The organism is Streptomyces cirratus, assembly GCF_014650775.1.
Taxonomy (GTDB): Bacteria; Actinomycetota; Actinomycetes; order Streptomycetales; family Streptomycetaceae; genus Streptomyces; species Streptomyces cirratus.
Genome location: NZ_BMVP01000004.1, coordinates 346,370 through 362,631, shown reverse-complemented (window position 1 = coordinate 362,631; position 16,262 = coordinate 346,370). Strand labels below are relative to the sequence as shown.

Sequence of the window (16,262 nt, the reverse complement as noted above, 5' to 3'; positions counted from 1 at the left end):
TTCGCAGGCCGCGATCCCACTCCTGCCGACCATGCCGACCCTGCTGCGGTTCGGCACCCCGGTGCCGACATGCGGCCACACGCGCGCCGGCACACGGGCAACCCACGGCGGGGGCGCACGGACCTCGCCGGCGCCGAGGTCGGCCGTCACGGGCCGGGGACGGCTCCGCGGCGCATGATCTCGGCGAGACGGCCACGCAGCCGGGCGAACTCGGGTGAGGACCGCAGCGCGGACACGTCCGTGCCGGGCCCCCTGGCCAGGTCCACCGGCAGCTCCGCCACCACCCGGCCGGGCCCCGCGGCCATGACCAGCACCCGGGAGCCCAGCAGCACCGCCTCCTCCGCCGAGTGCGTCACGAACAGCACCGTCGTGCCGAGCCGCCCGGCCAAGGCCCGCACCTCCCCCTGGAGCCGCTCCCGGGTCAGGGCGTCCAGCGCGGCGAACGGCTCGTCCATGAGGAGGAGTTCGGGCTCCGCGGCCAGTGCCCTGGCCAGCGCCACCCGCTGCTGCTGACCGCCCGACAGCTCCCACGTCCGCCGGCCCGCCATCCCGGGCAGACCCACCCGTTCCAGAAGCTCGGCGATCCGGCCGGGCCGGTCGGATCGCGGCACGCCCAGCCGGGCCAGCGCGAAGGCGAGGTTCCCGCCCACCGTGCGCCAAGGGAACAGGCGGGGCTGCTGGAACACCACCCCCGCCCCCGCGCCCGGCCGGGGGAGCGAGCCCCGGACCCGGGCACGGCCCGTGGCGGGCCGCTCGAAGCCCGCCACCACGCGCAGCAGGCTCGTCTTGCCGCAGCCGGACGGCCCGACCAGGACGACGAACTCGCCGGCGTGGATCCGTACGTCCACCCCGTCGAGCGCCGTCACCGGCGCCTTCGCCGACCCGTACCGGACCGACACGCCCGCCAGCTCTACGACCGCGGCCCGCGTGTCAGGCTCTTCAGTTCGCGGCACGGCCGAGCTCCTCCACCGCGAGCGCCCGCCCGAAGACCGCCTCGTCCGGAACGGAGTCGACCGCCTTCTGCCCCTTCAGGAACACGGCCGCGTCGTGCAGGTTCGCCGCGAGCCTGCCGGGGGCGCCCGGAGTCCCCAGGTACTCGGGTCCGGTCTGCTCCTTCGCGCTGAGCAGCACCAGTTCCGACAGCTGCCGCTTCGCCTCCTCCGCCGGCAGCCCGAGCTCCGCCCCGATGGACTTCGCGGCCTGGTCCGGTGCGGTACGCGCCTGTGCGACGGCCGTGTCCTGCGCCTTGATCCAGGCCGTGACCACGTCCGGGTGCTTGGCCGCGAACGCGTTCGTCACCACGCCCAGGTCGGCCGTCGGCTTGCCCTGCTTGGCCAGTTCACGGCTGGTGACGAGCACCTTGCCGTCCTTGGTCAGTTCGCTCAGCGTCGGCGTCCACACGTAGGCGGCGTCGATGTCCCCGCGCTTCCACGCGGCGAGCGCGTCCTGCGGCTGGAGGTCGATGGTCTGCACGGACGACGGCTCGACACCCGCCGTCGTCAGCGCGGCCAGCAGTGAGTAGTGGGCCGTCGACCCGAAGGGAGTGGCCACCTTCTTGCCCACCAGGTCCTTCACGGAACCGATCCCGGGCTTGGTGACGAGCGCCTCGTTGTCCCCGATCAGGTCGTGGATCCACACCACCTTGTACGGGATGTCCAGCGGTGCGGAGAGCCCCTTGGTGACGGGGCTCGACCCAGCCAGCCCCAGGTCGACCGACCCGGCGATGACGGCCGTGTTGACGTCGCCACCGGAGTCGAACTTCACCCACTTCACGTCCACTTCGGGAAGGGCCTGCTCCAGCAGCCGCTGGTTCTTCACCACCAGGTCGGCGTTGGGTATCGCCTGGTAGGCGATCCGTACGGTGGTCCGCCCCGAGGATCCGCCGGCCGCGTCCCCGTCGCCTCCGCAGGCGGTGGTGACGGAGGCCGTCAGGGCGACGGCCGCGGTGAGCAGGAGGGTGCGGCGGGACAGACGTGCGGGCATGGACGATCTCCGGTCTGAGGTCGGACGACGAAGGAAAGAGGGAAGAAGGGGAACGGGAGGAAGGGGGCGGGAATCAGACGCGGCCGCGCCACGGCACGGCGATCCGCTCGACGAGCCGCAGCAGCGCGTCCAGCACGATCCCGGACAGGCCGATGGCGAGGATGCCCGCAATCACCAGCGCGGTCTGGTTGTAGCGCTGCGCATCGCGGATCATGCCGCCGATGCCGGGGACACCGTTGATGGTCTCCGCCGCGACGACCGAGGTGTAGGCGACACCGACGGCGATGCGGACACCGGTGAGGATCTCGGGCAGCGCGCAGGGCAGCCGTACGGACAGCAGCAGCGCCGTGGGCCCCGATCCCAGCGCCCGTGCGGCCTCGACGAGTTGGCCGGGCACCGTGCGTACGGCCGCAGCGGTGGCCGCGGCGATCGGTGGCAGCGCCGCGATGACCAGCAGCCAGATCTTCGGGGCCTCGTCGATGCCGAACCAGATGACGAGCAGCGAGAGGTACGCCAGGGGCGGCAGCGTCCGCAGGAACGTCACCGCGGGCTCCAGTACGACGGCCAGCGGCCGGACCGTACCGATCAGCAGCCCCAGCGGCACCCCGGCCAGTACGGCGTACGCGGAGCCGGTGCCGATCCTGCCCAGGCTGACGCCCAGATGCTCGATCAGCAGATGGCCACCGTAGCCGCGCACCCCGTCGTGCACCGTGGAGGCGAGGACGAACTGCCGCCACACATCGCCGGGCGAGGGAACCAGGACCCGCGGCCACACCTCGGCGGAGACCACCGCCTGCCAGGCGGCGAGGAGTACGGCGAGCGCGACGAGCCGCAGCCCGCCCCACCGGAAGGCTTCGCGCAGGCGGTCCCGTCGGGGGGAATCGGCCACGGCCCCGGTACCGGCCGGTTCGGGGACGGGTTGCGGGGGCCGGTCAGGACCGGATGCCGCCGTCGTCGTCGTGGGAGCGGTCACCGGGATTCCGCCCCGGTCAGGGCGCGCAGCCGCGGGGCCACTTCCTCGCCGACCCGGTAGGCCTCTTCGAGGTGCGGGTAGCCGGAGAGGACGAACTCGTCGATGCCCAGGGCGCGGTACTCGGCGAGCCGTGCGGCCACCTCGTCGTGCGAGCCGACCAATGCGGTCCCGGCGCCCTCGCGGACCAGGCCGATGCCCGCCCACAGGTTCGGCGCCACCGTGAGGCGGCCGGCGTCCGCGACCCCGCCGTGCAGCGCGGTCATCCGGGCCTGCCCGGTGGAGTCCATGCCGGCGAACCGCTCCTGGCTCGCCCGTACGGCCTCCGGGTCGAACCCAGTGAGGATCCGGTCCGCCTCGGACCAGGCCTCGGCAGCGGTGTCCCGGCTGATGACGTGCAGCCGCAGGCCGAACCGGACGGTGCGGCCCGCCGTCCGGGCCCGCTCCCGCAGCCGGGTGATGCGTGCGGCGACGGCGGCGGGCGGCTCGCCCCACAGCAGTTGTACGTCGGCCTGCCGCGCGGCGACCTCCTCGGCGGCGGGGGAGGCCCCGCCGAAGTACAGGGGCACGGGGTGGCGCAGTTCCGGCTCGGTGAGCCGGGCGCCTGCGATCCGCAGGTGGGTTCCGTGGTGGTCGGCCGTTTTGCCGTCCAGCAGGGTGCGCAGGACCGTCATCACCTCCTCGGTCCGGGCGTACCGCGCGTCGTGCTCCAACCAGTCACCGTACGCCCGCTGTTCGGCCGGATCGCCGCCGGTCACCACGTTGAGCGCGAGCCTGCCTCCCGCGAACCGGCGGAAGGCGTCGGCCTGCTGGGCGAGCAGGGTCGGACTGGCGAATCCGGCGCGGAACGCCACCAGGAACCCGATCCGGGTGGTGTGCTGCGCGAGCGCGGCGGTGAGGATCCAGGGATCCACGCAGCCGAGCCCCACGGGAGTGAGCAGCGAGTGGAACCCGGCCTGCTCGGCGGCGCGGGCCACCTGGGTCAGGTACGGGACGTCCGCGGGCCGCCGGGTGGCGGTTCCGGTACGGCCCTGGACGGCGGTGACACCGCCGGGATCGCGGCCGTCCCCGCCGGTGGGCAGGAACCAGTGGAGCAGCAGGGGGTTTTCCGGCATGAGGGGACCTCGTCGAAACAGCAGCACGGCACGCGCCACCATCGAGGGGAGAGGACACGTGTACGCGAGCAGAGGGGAAGACGGAAGGACGCGCGAAGGGGCGCGGTTGTTCCGTGCGGGATCAGGAGCGGCGGACCGCCTGGTCCTCAGCGGACCTGTGGATCAACAGCCGTGCGCACGAGGAAAGCCGGCCCGACACAGCATGGTCGAAACACGCAGCAGATCTACGTGACGACGCGATACGAGTACGGGGGCCATGGCCGCATCCTGTCGGGGCGGCTCCGGAGCGCGCAAGCGGCGTCCGAGGGGTGGACCATTGCGTTCCGCATCCCGAGACCCGTCGCTACGGCGGCCCCGCCCGCCGCGGCGGCCGGGGCCGCGGGGTTGTTGCCGCAGCATGGCGAACGCGTGGCGGTCGCGCGAGGTCCCGGACGGGGGCGTTCGCAGTGCCTAGTATCCGCGGCAGGGCCCGCACCCGGCGCATCACGCGCCCGTTTCCCCTTCCCCTTCCCCTCCTCCCCCCTCCGCAAGGACGCGTTCCGCCATGACCGTTCCCCATGCCATCGCAGTCGCCGAGGCGCAGCCGCGCCTGGGTGAGCTGACCGTCGTAGACGTCCGCACTCCGGGCGAGTTCGCCACCGGCCATCTCCCGGATGCCCTCAACGTGCCCCTCGACCGGCTCGCGGGGAGCGTCCCGGAACTGCGGGCGGCCGCCGAGCGGACACCCCTGCTCGTGGTGTGCGCCTCCGGAGCCCGCTCGGACAAGGCCGTCACGGAGCTCGCCGTCCACGGCATCGCCGCCTCCGGCCTGAGCGGCGGCACCCGGGCCTGGGCGGCCGCCGGGCATCCGCTCCAGCGGCCCGCCGGCCGTGTACGGGCCGTCTGGGCGATGGAGCGGCAGGTCCGCTTCACCGCCGGCGGCATCGTGCTGCTCGGCCTGATCCTCGGGCTGCTCGTCCACCCGGCCTTCGAGCTGCTGTCCGGGGCGATCGCGGCGGGCCTGGTCTTCTCCGCGGTCACCGACACCTGCGCAATGGCCGTACTGCTCGCGCGCCTGCCGCTCAACCGGCGCGGAAATCGCGCTCGCGACCCGCAGGGGCGGTGAGCGGCCGGCAACCGCTTCACGCCGGGGCCGGCAGGTCGGCAAGCGCGAGCTTGGCCGGATCGGTGAGGATCGTGACGTGGGTGATCCGGCCGTCGGTGATGGTGAACGCGAGGACCGACAGCGGGGAGCCGTCCTCGTTCCAGCAGACGAGGCCCGGACGCCCGTTGACGAACGCCGCATGTCCCAGCTTGACCCCACTGGCGCCCAGCTGCGCGCCGGCGGCGACCTTGGTGGCGCCCAGGACGACGATCTCCCCGGCGGGGGTGTCGACGCTCAGCCTCACCTCCGGGTCGAGCACCCTCAGCAGTGCCTCGAAGTCGCCGTCGCGGGACGCCGTCAGGAAGGCCTGGACGATCTGCCGCTGTTCTGGCCCGAGTCCCGCCGGCCGCTCGGTCGCGCGTACTTTCCTGCGGGCACGGCTGGCCAGCATCTTCGCGGCAGCGGTGGACTTGCCGAGGATCGTGCCGATCTCCTCGAACGGCACGGCGAACAGGTCGTGCAGTACGAACGCCAGCCGCTCGCTCGGCCGGAGCGAGTCGAGGACGACGAGGAGCGCGAGCCCGACCGAGTCGGCGAGCACCGCGTCCTCTTCCGGCGCGGGGCCGTCGTCGAGCGTCACCACGAGCTCGGGCAGACGGTCCTGGTAGGACGCCGCGGGATGGGCCCGGCGCGACCGCAGGACGTCGAGGCTGATCCGGCCGACCACCGTGGTCAGTCAGCCGGCGAGGTTGTCGATGGCCCCCGTGTCCTGACGGGACAGCCGCAGCCATGCTTCCTGAACGGCGTCCTCGGCGTCGGCGTGCGAGCCGAGCATGCGGTAGGCGACCGCGCGCAGCCGGTCCCGCTGGGACTCGAAGGCCTCGGCTATCGGGGTCAAGGTGCCGCTGTCGGTCATGTCGTTGCCTTCCTCGTATCCGTTCGGTCATGGGTGATGACGGATCCGGACGGGCCGAGGTAACAGATTCCTCTGCAGTAACCCGGACGGACCGGCCGACCCGGCGGAGGACGACACGAAGGGGGCCGGGATCTCCGCAGACCCCGACCCCCTTGCGGGCTGTCAGCCCGGCAGGCTGCTGTCCCAGTTCTGCTGGGGCGCGTCGAAGTGCGTACCCCGGCTGGTGAACGTCCACAGCCCCGTCCGGTTCACACCGTTGGGCGCGTTGGCGTAGTCGTACATGACGCCGACATCGGTTCGCCCGTCGCCGTTGAAGTCGCCGGCCGTCGGAGTGCTCGCCGCCCAGTTCCAGCTGTCACCGGCGTCGGCGCTGTCCCAGACCTTGCGCGGGCCGCCGAAGCCGCTCGCGGTACCCGAGAAGGTCCACAGTCCGGTGCGGCCCCGGTCCGCGGTCCGGCCGTAGTCGTAGAGGACCCCGAGGTCGGCCTTTCCGTCGCCGTCGAAGTCTCCCGTGACGGGCTTGCTCGCGGCCCAGTTCCAGCTGTCGGTGCCGCTGTCCCACACCTGGCGGGGGCGGCCGAAGCCGCTCGCGGTGGCTGTGAACGTCCACAGTCCGGTGCGGTTGCGGTCCGCGGTCCGGCCGTAGTTGTACAGGACGCCGAGGTCGGCCTTTCCGTCGCCGTCGAAGTCCCCGGCGACCGGCTTGCTAGCGGCCCAGTTCCAGCTCCTGACGGGATCCTGCAGGCTGTCCCACACCAGCCGGGGGTTCTTGAAGCCGATGCCGGTGCCGGTGCGGGCGCTGGTGAAGACCCGCAGTCCCGTCCGGTTGCTGCCGCCGGAGGAGCCGTAGTCGTAGAGGACGCCCACGTCGGTGCGCCCGTCGCCGTCGAAGTCCGCCGCCACCGGTTTGGAGGCGCTCCAGTCCCAGTCGGGGTTCGTGGTGTCGTTCTGGCTGTCCCAGACCTCGCGGGGCGCCTCCACTCCCTGCGCCGTTCCCTTGAAGGTCCACAGTCCGGTGCGGCCCCGGTCCGCGGTCCGGCCGTAGTCGTACAGGACGCCGAGGTCGGCCTTTCCGTCGCCGTCGAAATCGCCGGCGGTCAGCGCGCTCGCCGTCCAGTTCCAGCTGTCCGTGCCGCTGTCCCAGACCCGGCGCGGAGCGGTGAAGCCCGAGCCGGTGCCGTAGAGCAGCCACAGGCTGCTCTGGTTGCGCCCGTCGGGCGACCTGCCCTGACCGCTGAGCACCGCGAGGTCGGCCTTGCCGTCGCCGTTGAAGTCACCTGCCGCCTCGGCGTGGGGGGCGGCCTTGAGGTAGCCGATGATCGGGGCGTGGTCGGAGTAGCCGTCGGGCGGCCCGCTGTCGGGGCGGTTCTCGGTGGTGTCCATGCGGGACCGGTCGACGTCACACGCCGTGAACGGGGTGCCCGACTCGGTCCAGGAGGCGAAGATGTGGTCGCGCTTGCGCAGTACGTGGCCGGCCTGCGCCGTCCAGTTGTGGTGGGTGGGCTCGTTGACCTCGTCCCCGTCGCCGTACGCCCTGCTGTCGCACTCGTCGAAGGCCTCGGCGATCGGCTGGAGCCCCGGGCTGCCGGGGAACATGTTGAAGTCGCCGCCGAGGACCACCCGGTTGCGGTCCGCCCAGATCGCGTTCTTCACGTTCTGGATCTGTCCCGCCCGCCGCGGATCGGACGGGTCGGCGAGGATGTGGGTCGTGCAGACCCTGGACGACCAGCCCTCGACGCGTACGCACAGGACGGGCAGTGTCTGCCCGTCACCCCCTGCCGGGACGGTGTTGACCGCGCTCACCTCGGTCACCCGCCCCTTGACCGCGATGCCCACGCCTAGTTCTCCGCTGAGCCCGCCCCGGCAGTACGTCGTCCCGTCCGGCCGGGCTCCCTTGGCGTGCTCGATGGACCAGCCGGCGCCCAGGGCCGCGCGCAGCCGCTCCATGTGACTTCCCGGAGCCTGCCCGCAGACCTCCTGGAGCATGATCACGTCGGCGTCGTGCTCCGCCGCGACCCGGGCGATCTGGTCGACCTTCTGCTGGGGCTCGTTGCGGTAGGCGCAGAACCCCGCCTCACCGCGGACACCCCCGGCCTCACCACAGATGTTCCAGGACACCACGCGCAGCTGAGGCTCCGTCAGCAGCCCCGTCGTGGAGGCCGGCGAGGTCCGGGGCTGCGCGGCCGCCGCGGCCCGTGTGACCGGCGGGGCCGGTAATCCCTCCGGGGCGGCTGCCGCGGGCCCCGCGAGCACACCGGCGTACAGAGCGCACAGCAGTGAGGCCCCCAGGGCCGTGCGCCTCCCCTTGGCCGTTCTCTTCATTCCTCGTCCCTTCGTCTTGCGGGAACCACGTCGGCCTTCCTGCTCAGCCGGCCTTGGAGGCTCCCCACCGCCAGCTCTTGACGGCGTCGTCCTTGCTGTCCCAGACCTTCTTCGGCCCGGACACCCCGCGCCCGGCGCTCGGGAACGTCCACAGCCCCGTGCGGTTGACGCCGTCGGTGAGGCCGTAGTCGTACAGCACGCCCACCGCCGGCAGCCCGGCGCCGGTGAAGTCACCGACCACGGCCTTGCTCGCGGACCAGTTCCAGCTCTTGACCGGGTCGTCCTGGCTGTCCCAGGCCTTGAACGGGGCCTCGTAGCCGCGGCCGTCGCCGAGGAAGAGGAACAGCTTGGTGCGGTTGCGCCCGTCGTCGGAGCGGCCCATGTCGTACAGCACGGCGACGTCGGTCGTGCCGTCGTTGTCGAAGTCCCCGGAGAGGGGCTTGCTGGCGCTCCAGCTCCAGCTCTCCCGGCCGCTCGTCCACAGCTGCGTCGGGCTGTCGAACCCTGTGCCGTTGCCGGTGAACGCCCACAGCGTCGTGTGGTTCACGCCGTCCGTCCTGCCGTTGTCGTACAGGACGGTGATGTCGGGGTGGCCGTCGAGGTTGAAGTCGCCGACCGTCGGCTTGCTGCGGGACCAGTCCCAGCTCTTGACGGCATCGCGCGCGCTGTCCCACACGAGGCGGGGGCCGGCGAAGCCGTTGCCGGTGCTGGTGAAGGTCCACAGTCCGGTGCGGTTGACGTCGCCCGTGCGGCCGTAGTCGTAGAGGACGGCGAGGTCGGTCTTGCCGTCGCCGTCGAAGTCGGAGGCGACCGGCTTGCTCGCGGCCCAGTTCCAGCTCCTGACGGGGTCGTCCTGGCTGTCCCACACCTTGACGGGTGCGTTGAAGCCGCGGCCGTTGCTCGTGAAGGTGAGGAGTTTGGTGCGGTGGCGGCCGTCCTCGGTTTCGCCCATGTCGTACAGGACGCCGATGTCGGCCTTGCCGTCGCCGTTGAAGTCGCCGACGGTCATCTTGCTCGCCGCCCAGTTCCAGCTGCCGGTGGCGCTGTCCGAGGCGCTGTCCCACACCTTCCGCGGACCGGTGAGGCCCGTCGCGGACCCGCTGAAGATCCACAGCCCCGTACGGCTCACCCCGCCGTCACGCCCGTAGTCGTACAGCACGGCGATGTCGTCACGGCCGTCGCCGTCGAAGTCCCCGCGAGCCCGGTCCGCGGAATCCTCCTGACTCGTGGAAACCTCGGGGAAAGGCGGTGCGTGGTCCTCATCCAGCCCTGCCTGCCGCCAGCAGTTCGGCCACGCGCTCAGGCCCTGGCCGGCCAGCACCTTCTCCCCGATCCTGATCTGCTGTTCCTTGGTGGCCTGGTAGGCGTACGGGGCGTATTCAGTACCCCCGTACGCCACCCAGGTATCGGGTTCGAATTGCAGGCCGCCGTGGTAACGGCCCTTGTACGCCCAGTCCCCGCTGCTCTCGCACTGGGCGAGCTTCTCCCAGGTGGCGACCGAGGCCGCCTGCGCCTGGGTGGGGGAGCAGAGGGCCAGGGCCAGGCCCGAGACGGCCGCGACCGCTGCCGAGGCCAGGGCGCGCCGTCCGTTGTCGTGCTGATGCCTTTTCACGTTCTGTCTCTCCGGTGGGTGGGGTGGTTCAGGCGGCCTTGCTGGCGGCCCAGCTCCAGCTCTTCACCGCGTCGGTCTGGCTGTCCCAACCCAGGCGGGGACCGCTGAATCCGTTGCCGGTGCTGGTGAACGTCCACAGGCCGCTGCGGTTGACGTCATGCGTCCTGCCGTAGTCGTAGAGCACGCCGACGTCGGTCTTGCCGTCGCCGTTGAAGTCGCCGGCCACGGTCTTGCTCGCGTTCCAGTTCCAGCTCTTGACCGGGTCGCCCTCGCTGTCCCACACCTTCTTGGGGCTGCTGAATCCGCTGCCCGTGCTGGTGAACGTCCAAAGCCCGGTGTGGTTGCCGCCCTCATCGGGACCGTAGTCGTACAGGACACCGAGGTCGGCCTTGCCGTCGCCGTTGAAGTCACCGGCGACCGGCTTGCTGACGTCCCAGTTCCAGCTCTTGACCGCGTCGCCTTCGCTGTCCCACACCTTCTTGGGGCTGCTGAATCCGCTGCCCGTGCTGGTGAACGTCCACAGCCCGGAACGGTTGCCCCTGTCGGTCTGGTCGTAGTCGTAGAGGACGCCGACATCGGCCCTTCCATCCCCGTCGAAATCACCCACACTCAGCTTGCTCGCCGACCAGTTCCAGCTCTTGACCGCGTCGCCCTCGCTGTCCCACGTCTTCTTGGGGCTGGTGAAGCCGTTGCCGGTGCTGGTGAAGGTCCACAGTCCGGTGCGGTTGCCGGAGTCGGTGGCGCCGTAGTCGTAGAGGATGCCGACGTCGGTCTTGCCGTCGCCGTTGAAATCACCGGCGCTCAGCTTCCCGGCCGACCAGTTCCAGCTCTTGACCGCCGCATCCTCCAGGCTGTCCCAGACCTTGACGGGTGCGTTGAATCCGTCGCCGTTGTTGGTGAAGGTGAACAGCTTGGTGCGGTTGCGGCCGTCGTCCGTGCGGCCCATGTCGTACAGGGCGGCGATGTCGGCCTTGCCGTCGCCGTTGAAGTCGCCGACGGTCAGTTTGCTGGACGCCCAGTTCCAGCTGTCGGATCCGCTGTCCCAGACCTTCCGCGGGCTGTTGAAGCCGGTGCCGTTGCTGGTGAAGGTCCACAGACCCGAGTGGCTCCGCTCGCCCTGGCGGCCGTAGTCGTAGAGGACCGCCACGTCATCGCGGCCGTCACCGTCGAAATCGCCCTTCACCCGCGAACCGTCTTCGACAGCCGACGTCTGTTCGTCGTCCACGATGTTGTCGAGCCGGATCGGCTGGTACTCCGAAGAACGGGAGAAGTAGGCATAGGGAATGACGTGGTGATGCACCCCGGACGAGTTGAACTCGTAACCCCAATATGAGGTCTTCGAGGCGTCGGCCCACTTCTCGAAGAGCACGATGTGCCCGTACCTGCCGGGGTTCTTGTTGTTGAGCGCATCACCCGGCTTCAGCTCGTCCTTGGTGATCGCGTGCGCGACACCCGAGGGGACGAATTCCGGGGTCGCCAGGCCGGGGGCTGCCAGCCCCCACGCCATCGAGACGTAACCGGAGCAGTCGGTCCGACGTCCCTGGTAGGAGCCGTCCATGTTGTACGGGAGCCCCAGCCCGACCCAGGTGGCGGCACGCTGCAGAACCTCGCTGCGCGTGATGGGTTGGGCTGCCGCCTGGGCTGCCGCCACGACACCGGGCGAGGTGGGGCCCTGACCCGAACTGGGGTAGTCCTCCGCGGTGGAGGTGGTGCCGGCAGCGGGGGCGGGGGTTGACGCGGCGTGGGCGAGGGGAGAGGTCAGCCCGACCACCCCCAACGCGAAGGCGGTGGTCAGCGCCGCCGCGACGTTCGACGAACGAGATATTCCGGATGTGTTCATGTCAGCCTTATGGTTGGCGGCAGCCTTCGGCGCAGCTCGGTGCCTCGGATTTCTGCCGTTGCTTCACGCATCGGTGACGGCAACCGCCGTCATCTCACTGACGAGTGCGAGGCAAGACGGGTAACAGGATCACGAAGAAACGTTCGCGGACTCATGTGGCAGGCCGGACCGGTCCCGCTGGTTCCTCGGGCGGTGAGCCACCACGGTGAGGCCGCCGCCGACCGGACGACCCTCCGACTTCTGTCCGGCCGGAAGGACGCGGCGGCCGGCCCCGGACCGGGCATTCGACGGTCATGACCCTCCAGCGGTGCTTCGGCTCACTGGACCAGGTCGGTGTGCGGGTGCTCCGGGGACGTGGGGCAGACGTAGATCTGGAGGTTGTCGGTGCTGCCGATTTTCGACTCCGGTGGGCTGCGCCGGGTTCTGGCCGGCGATGTGTGAGGTTGCGGCGGCGGCTCGGTCCGCGTACGGCACCCAGCTGCCCGGGCCGCCGTCCCATTCGAAGGAGGCGATGGTCAGCAGCGGGACCATCTGGGCGCCACAGGCGCCGCAGTCCTGGGGACAGGGGTCGGTACGGCCCCACGGGGCCCAGCCGCCCGCCTTCCAGCCGGGTGCGACGGCCAGTTCGGTGTCGTAGAACTCCCACGGGTAGGCCGCGTACGAGCTGTCCACCGCCGCGCCGGCTGCCTGCCACCTGCTCCAGTCCCCCAAGGCCTGCCGCGTCTGCGGGCTCAGTTCGAGGCTGTTGGGGTAGTCGATGGTCGGTTCCGGCGTCAGTCGGCACGGCTGCGGCGCATAGCCCGGATAGTCCGCCTCGTACGGCTCCGGGGGCATGGCGAGGACGTCCACGACGTCAGCGGCGGACCGCCAGAACAGTGCCGTCGACGGCTTCCCATGGGGAGCGTGATCGTGTGGGCACCAGAGCACTTGGAGAAGGTCCGCCCCGCCGGGCGGGCGCAGCAGGGGTACGTCGCGCACGTACAACTGCGCCACGGGCAGCATGGGAACCCGGCATTCGGCAGGCGGAAGGTCGGCCTGGAGGCGCTCGGTGAACACCGCGTCGTGGTGCGCCTTGAGTGCCTGCTCCTGTGGGGTGTACTGCGGGCCGCGCGGATCCGCGTGCAACCGGGCCCGTCTGCGCCGCTCCAGCCGTACCTGCGCGGGGTGGGCGGACACACCGGTGCCGGGGTGCGGGCCGTCGCAGTGCGGCCACGGCTCGTCGGAGGGCCACAGCAGGGGACCCGCCCACGGAACTCTCGGACACCTGGGAGGAACCGGGCCGCGGATGCAGCCGGATGGCCGGCCGCGCCAACGGTGCCAGCTCGGGAAAGAGCGCGGCGACGTCGACCGGCCGCGGCGGAGTGATACGTGCAGAGTGCATGTCCGCGATCTTGCCAGCACCCCCTGACAGCGCCGCTGCATCCTCCTCAGCCGTCAGCCGAGGGCTGCCATCGACGGTCCTGGACCGCAGCGGGGCGCGGTCGGACACGGCGTGAGACTCCCGCCCGGCCCTCGCCCGGCTGCGCGGCTGGGGCGCGTCCCCCTCCCGGCGTCCCGGCGCCCGTGACCGACCGGCTCGAGTGTCGCTCGCGTCGGGCCCTGACATCCCCGTGAGTCTGGAAGGGTTGGCCCGGCGCAAAACCTGCGCCCGAACGCGTACCACCTCCGTCGACCGGGAGTGAAGCATGACCATCAAGGACATCGGGCCCGAACCTCAGAGTTTCGACCTCGAGCAGGCGACGCTGGAGAACACCGACTACCGCTCGGTGGCCTGGTCCGGGAAGTACCTCCAGCTGACCCTCATGTCGATCCCGGTGGGCGAGGACATCGGCCTGGAGGCACACCCGGAGACCGACCAGTTCCTCCGGCTCGACGCGGGCCGCGGCCGCGTTCAGATGGGCAGTGCGAAGGACCGCCTCGACTTCGACCAGGAGGTCGAGGACGGCTGGGCGGTCTTCGTACCCGCCGGCACGTGGCACAACGTCACCAACATCGGCGACGAGCCCATGCAGCTCTACGCCGTCTACGCCCCGGTCCACCACGCCCCGGGCAAGATCCACGCAACCTTCGCCGACGCGGAACGCGACGAGGAGTCCGGCAACGACGAACCCCCGGCCTGGTCGGTCCAGCCCACCCGCCACCCCGCGGACAAGCACGCCTGAGCCCCAGCGGGGAGCACGCGAAAACGCGCAAGCCCCAGGTCGCTGACCTGGGGCTTTGCTGTGGAGTGGACGCCGGCACCGTACCGACTTCCGGCATGCGGGCCACGGCGGATACGACGGCCTTGTGCCAAGCCGCGGATCCCGTCCGGGAAGGCCCCTTTTCGTCCTCTTGACGATATACGAGTCGGCCGTTTATCGTCATGGTGACGAAATCAAGGGGGGTTCTCACCATGGCCGACATCACCCGTCGCTTCGGCTGGCGTCACCTGCGCTCCGCGCCCACGACCCACATCCGCCACCACAAGCGCGGCCGCCTCGTCCACGACGGCCGTGGGCTCAGCTTCTGGTACCGGTCGCTGTCGGCGGCGCTGTCCGAAGTGCCCGTCGACGACCGGGAACTGGCCATGGCGTTCCACGCCCGTACGGCCGACTTCCAGGACGTCACCGTGCAGGCCACCGTCACCTACCGGATCAGCGACCCGGCCGCGGCGGCGGACCGGCTCGATTTCTCCGTGGACCCGGACAGCGGCAGCTGGCGCGGCGCGCCCCTGGAGCAGATCTCCACCCTCCTCACCGAGACCGCGCAGCAGCACGCGCTGGACGTGCTGGCCCGGACCCCGCTGGCCGTGGCCCTGGTGGACGGCGTCGCCTCCGTACGGCAGAGCGTCGCCGCCGGTCTCGCCGCCGAGCCCCGGCTCCCGGACACCGGCATCGACGTGGTGGCCGTACGTGTCGTCGCGATCCGGCCCGAGGCCGAGGTGGAGCGCGCCCTGCGCACACCGGCCCGTGAGCAGATCCAGCAGGAGGCGGACCGGGCCACCTACGAACGGCGGGCCGTCGCCGTCGAGCGGGAGCGTGCGATCGCCGAGAACGAGCTGGCCAGTCAGATCGAACTGGCCCGGCGCGAGGAGCAGCTGATCGAGCAGCGGGGCGTCAACTCCCGTCGCGAGGCGCAGGAGAAGGCGGCGGCCGACAGCGTAAGGACCGAGGCCGAGGCGGAGCGCAAGGTCCGTCTGGCCCGGGCGGACGCCGCAGCGGCACGCGAGGCCGGGTCGGCACGGGCCGAGGCTCAGGCTTCCTGGCTGCAGGTGCACGACGAGGCCGGCGCGGGCACGCTGTACGCCCTGGCGGCGACCCGGCTGGCGGAGAACCTGCCGCGCGTCGAGAGCATCACGCTCACTCCGGACGTCCTCACCGGCCTCCTCGGCAGGCTCGGGCGCCCGGACGCCGGGGCGGACGCGTGAGCCTGGCACCCCGGGCGGTGCTCGTGCACCGCAGGACCGAGTACGAGGAGCTGGTCGACCGGCACGGGACGCACGGGCAGGCGGCGTTCTTCCTCTCCAGCCGGGGCCGCTCGATCGACGACGTGGTCGGCCGCCACGACCGGACCCGGCAGGCGCTGCGCGAGGTGGCGGCGGCGGTGCCGCTCACCTGGCGCAGCTCCCAGGTGGAACGGGCGGACCTGGACCGCTTCCTGTTCGCGCCGGAGGACGTGGTCGTCGTGGTCGGGCAGGACGGCCTGGTCGCCAACACCGCGAAGTACCTCGCCGGACAGCCCGTGGTCGGCATCGACACCGACCCGGGACGCAACCCCGGAGTCCTGGTCCGTCACCGCTGCACTGACACTGCTGCCCTCCTGCGCGCCGCGGCCGGCGGGGGGCCGACGGAAGACCTGACCATGGTCGAGGCCGTTGCCGACGACACCCAGCGCCTCCTCGCGCTGAACGAGATCTACCTGGGCTCGCCCGGCCACCAGACGGCCCGCTACCGCCTGGGCCGCGACGGCGAAGAAGGTCCGGGCGAGGCCCAGGCGTCCTCCGGCGTACTCGTCGGCACCGGCACCGGCGCCACCGGCTGGCTGCGCTCCCTGTGGCTCGAACGCGGCAGCACGGCGCAGCTGCCCGCACCGTCGGACCGCCGACTCCTGTGGTTCGTCCGCGAAGCCTGGCCGTCGCCCGCGACCGGAACCTCGAGGGTCTGCGGCCATCTGGATCAGCGCGAGGGGCTGTGGCTGACGGTGGAGTCGGACCGGATGGTGGTCTTCGGTGACGGCATGGAGGCGGATGCCCTGCAGCTGACCTGGGGTCAGAGCGTACGGCTGGGCATCGCGGCGACAGCGCTGCGCCTGCTGACGTGAGCACCCCGCCCGGCCGGCCTCGCGGCAGGGAGGTCCGCGCAGCGGCAAGTCCCGTCAACAACTCCAGCGAAACGATGGGAACTTGCCTCACTGGTCAGTAACATCCGACCGGCACGTGATG

General features: G+C 71.4%; 12 protein-coding genes and 1 pseudogene. 4 read left to right on the top strand and 9 right to left on the bottom strand.

Annotated features, from left to right (window positions below):
- Nucleotides 1–146: 146 nt before the first annotated feature.
- The 4 genes from IE207_RS14200 to IE207_RS14185 form a co-directional block, all read right to left on the bottom strand.
- The gene (locus IE207_RS14200; RefSeq protein ID WP_190184510.1) at nt 147–953 is read right to left on the bottom strand and encodes an ABC transporter ATP-binding protein; all 807 of its coding nucleotides are present in this window, start codon (nt 951–953) and stop codon (nt 147–149) included.
- Nucleotides 940–1,983 carry a taurine ABC transporter substrate-binding protein gene (locus IE207_RS14195; RefSeq protein WP_190184509.1) on the bottom strand — a complete coding sequence of 348 codons (1,044 nt, stop codon included), beginning with the start codon at nt 1,981–1,983 and terminating at the stop codon, nt 940–942. The genes IE207_RS14200 and IE207_RS14195 overlap by 14 nt, the downstream gene beginning before the upstream one ends.
- A gap of 73 nt (nt 1,984–2,056) precedes the next feature.
- On the bottom strand, nt 2,057–2,956 hold the full coding sequence (locus tag IE207_RS14190; protein WP_373304709.1) for an ABC transporter permease: 900 nt from the start codon (nt 2,954–2,956) through the stop codon (nt 2,057–2,059).
- Nucleotides 2,953–4,068: an LLM class flavin-dependent oxidoreductase gene (locus IE207_RS14185; protein WP_190184507.1), complete on the bottom strand. Its 1,116-nt coding sequence runs from the start codon at nt 4,066–4,068 to the stop codon at nt 2,953–2,955. The genes IE207_RS14190 and IE207_RS14185 overlap by 4 nt, the downstream gene beginning before the upstream one ends.
- A gap of 544 nt (nt 4,069–4,612) precedes the next feature.
- On the opposite strand from IE207_RS14185, the gene IE207_RS14180 reads away from it, so the two are divergent.
- Entirely contained in the window at nt 4,613–5,173 is a 561-nt protein-coding gene (locus IE207_RS14180) for a rhodanese-like domain-containing protein (RefSeq protein WP_190184506.1), read from the top strand.
- Between the two features lie 16 nt (nt 5,174–5,189).
- On the opposite strand, the pseudogene IE207_RS14175 reads toward IE207_RS14180, so the two are convergent.
- From IE207_RS14175 to IE207_RS14155, 5 genes and pseudogenes are all read right to left on the bottom strand, one after another.
- Nucleotides 5,190–6,068: pseudogene (locus IE207_RS14175) on the bottom strand (sigma-70 family RNA polymerase sigma factor).
- Nucleotides 6,069–6,230: 162 nt separating this feature from the next.
- Complete coding sequence (locus IE207_RS14170; RefSeq protein WP_190184505.1) at nt 6,231–8,390, bottom strand: FG-GAP-like repeat-containing protein; 2,160 nt, start codon at nt 8,388–8,390, stop codon at nt 6,231–6,233.
- 43 nt (nt 8,391–8,433) lie between these two features.
- Nucleotides 8,434–10,002: a transglycosylase family protein gene (locus tag IE207_RS14165; protein WP_190184504.1), complete on the bottom strand. Its 1,569-nt coding sequence runs from the start codon at nt 10,000–10,002 to the stop codon at nt 8,434–8,436.
- Between the two features lie 28 nt (nt 10,003–10,030).
- Nucleotides 10,031–11,842: a C40 family peptidase gene (locus IE207_RS14160; protein ID WP_190184503.1), complete on the bottom strand. Its 1,812-nt coding sequence runs from the start codon at nt 11,840–11,842 to the stop codon at nt 10,031–10,033.
- Nucleotides 11,843–12,133: 291 nt separating this feature from the next.
- On the bottom strand, nt 12,134–13,018 hold the full coding sequence (locus IE207_RS14155) for a hypothetical protein (RefSeq protein WP_308433596.1): 885 nt from the start codon (nt 13,016–13,018) through the stop codon (nt 12,134–12,136).
- A 509-nt stretch (nt 13,019–13,527) separates the two neighbouring features.
- Between IE207_RS14155 and IE207_RS14150 the strand changes: the two genes are divergently transcribed.
- From IE207_RS14150 to IE207_RS14140, 3 genes are all read left to right on the top strand, one after another.
- On the top strand, nt 13,528–14,004 hold the full coding sequence (locus IE207_RS14150; protein WP_190184502.1) for a cupin domain-containing protein: 477 nt from the start codon (nt 13,528–13,530) through the stop codon (nt 14,002–14,004).
- A gap of 230 nt (nt 14,005–14,234) precedes the next feature.
- Nucleotides 14,235–15,248, top strand: a complete 1,014-nt coding sequence (locus tag IE207_RS14145) for an SPFH domain-containing protein (protein WP_190184501.1) — start codon at nt 14,235–14,237, stop codon at nt 15,246–15,248.
- Nucleotides 15,245–16,141: a hypothetical protein gene (locus IE207_RS14140; RefSeq protein WP_190184500.1), complete on the top strand. Its 897-nt coding sequence runs from the start codon at nt 15,245–15,247 to the stop codon at nt 16,139–16,141. Before IE207_RS14145 ends, IE207_RS14140 begins: the two co-directional genes overlap by 4 nt.
- Nucleotides 16,142–16,262: the final 121 nt, after the last annotated feature.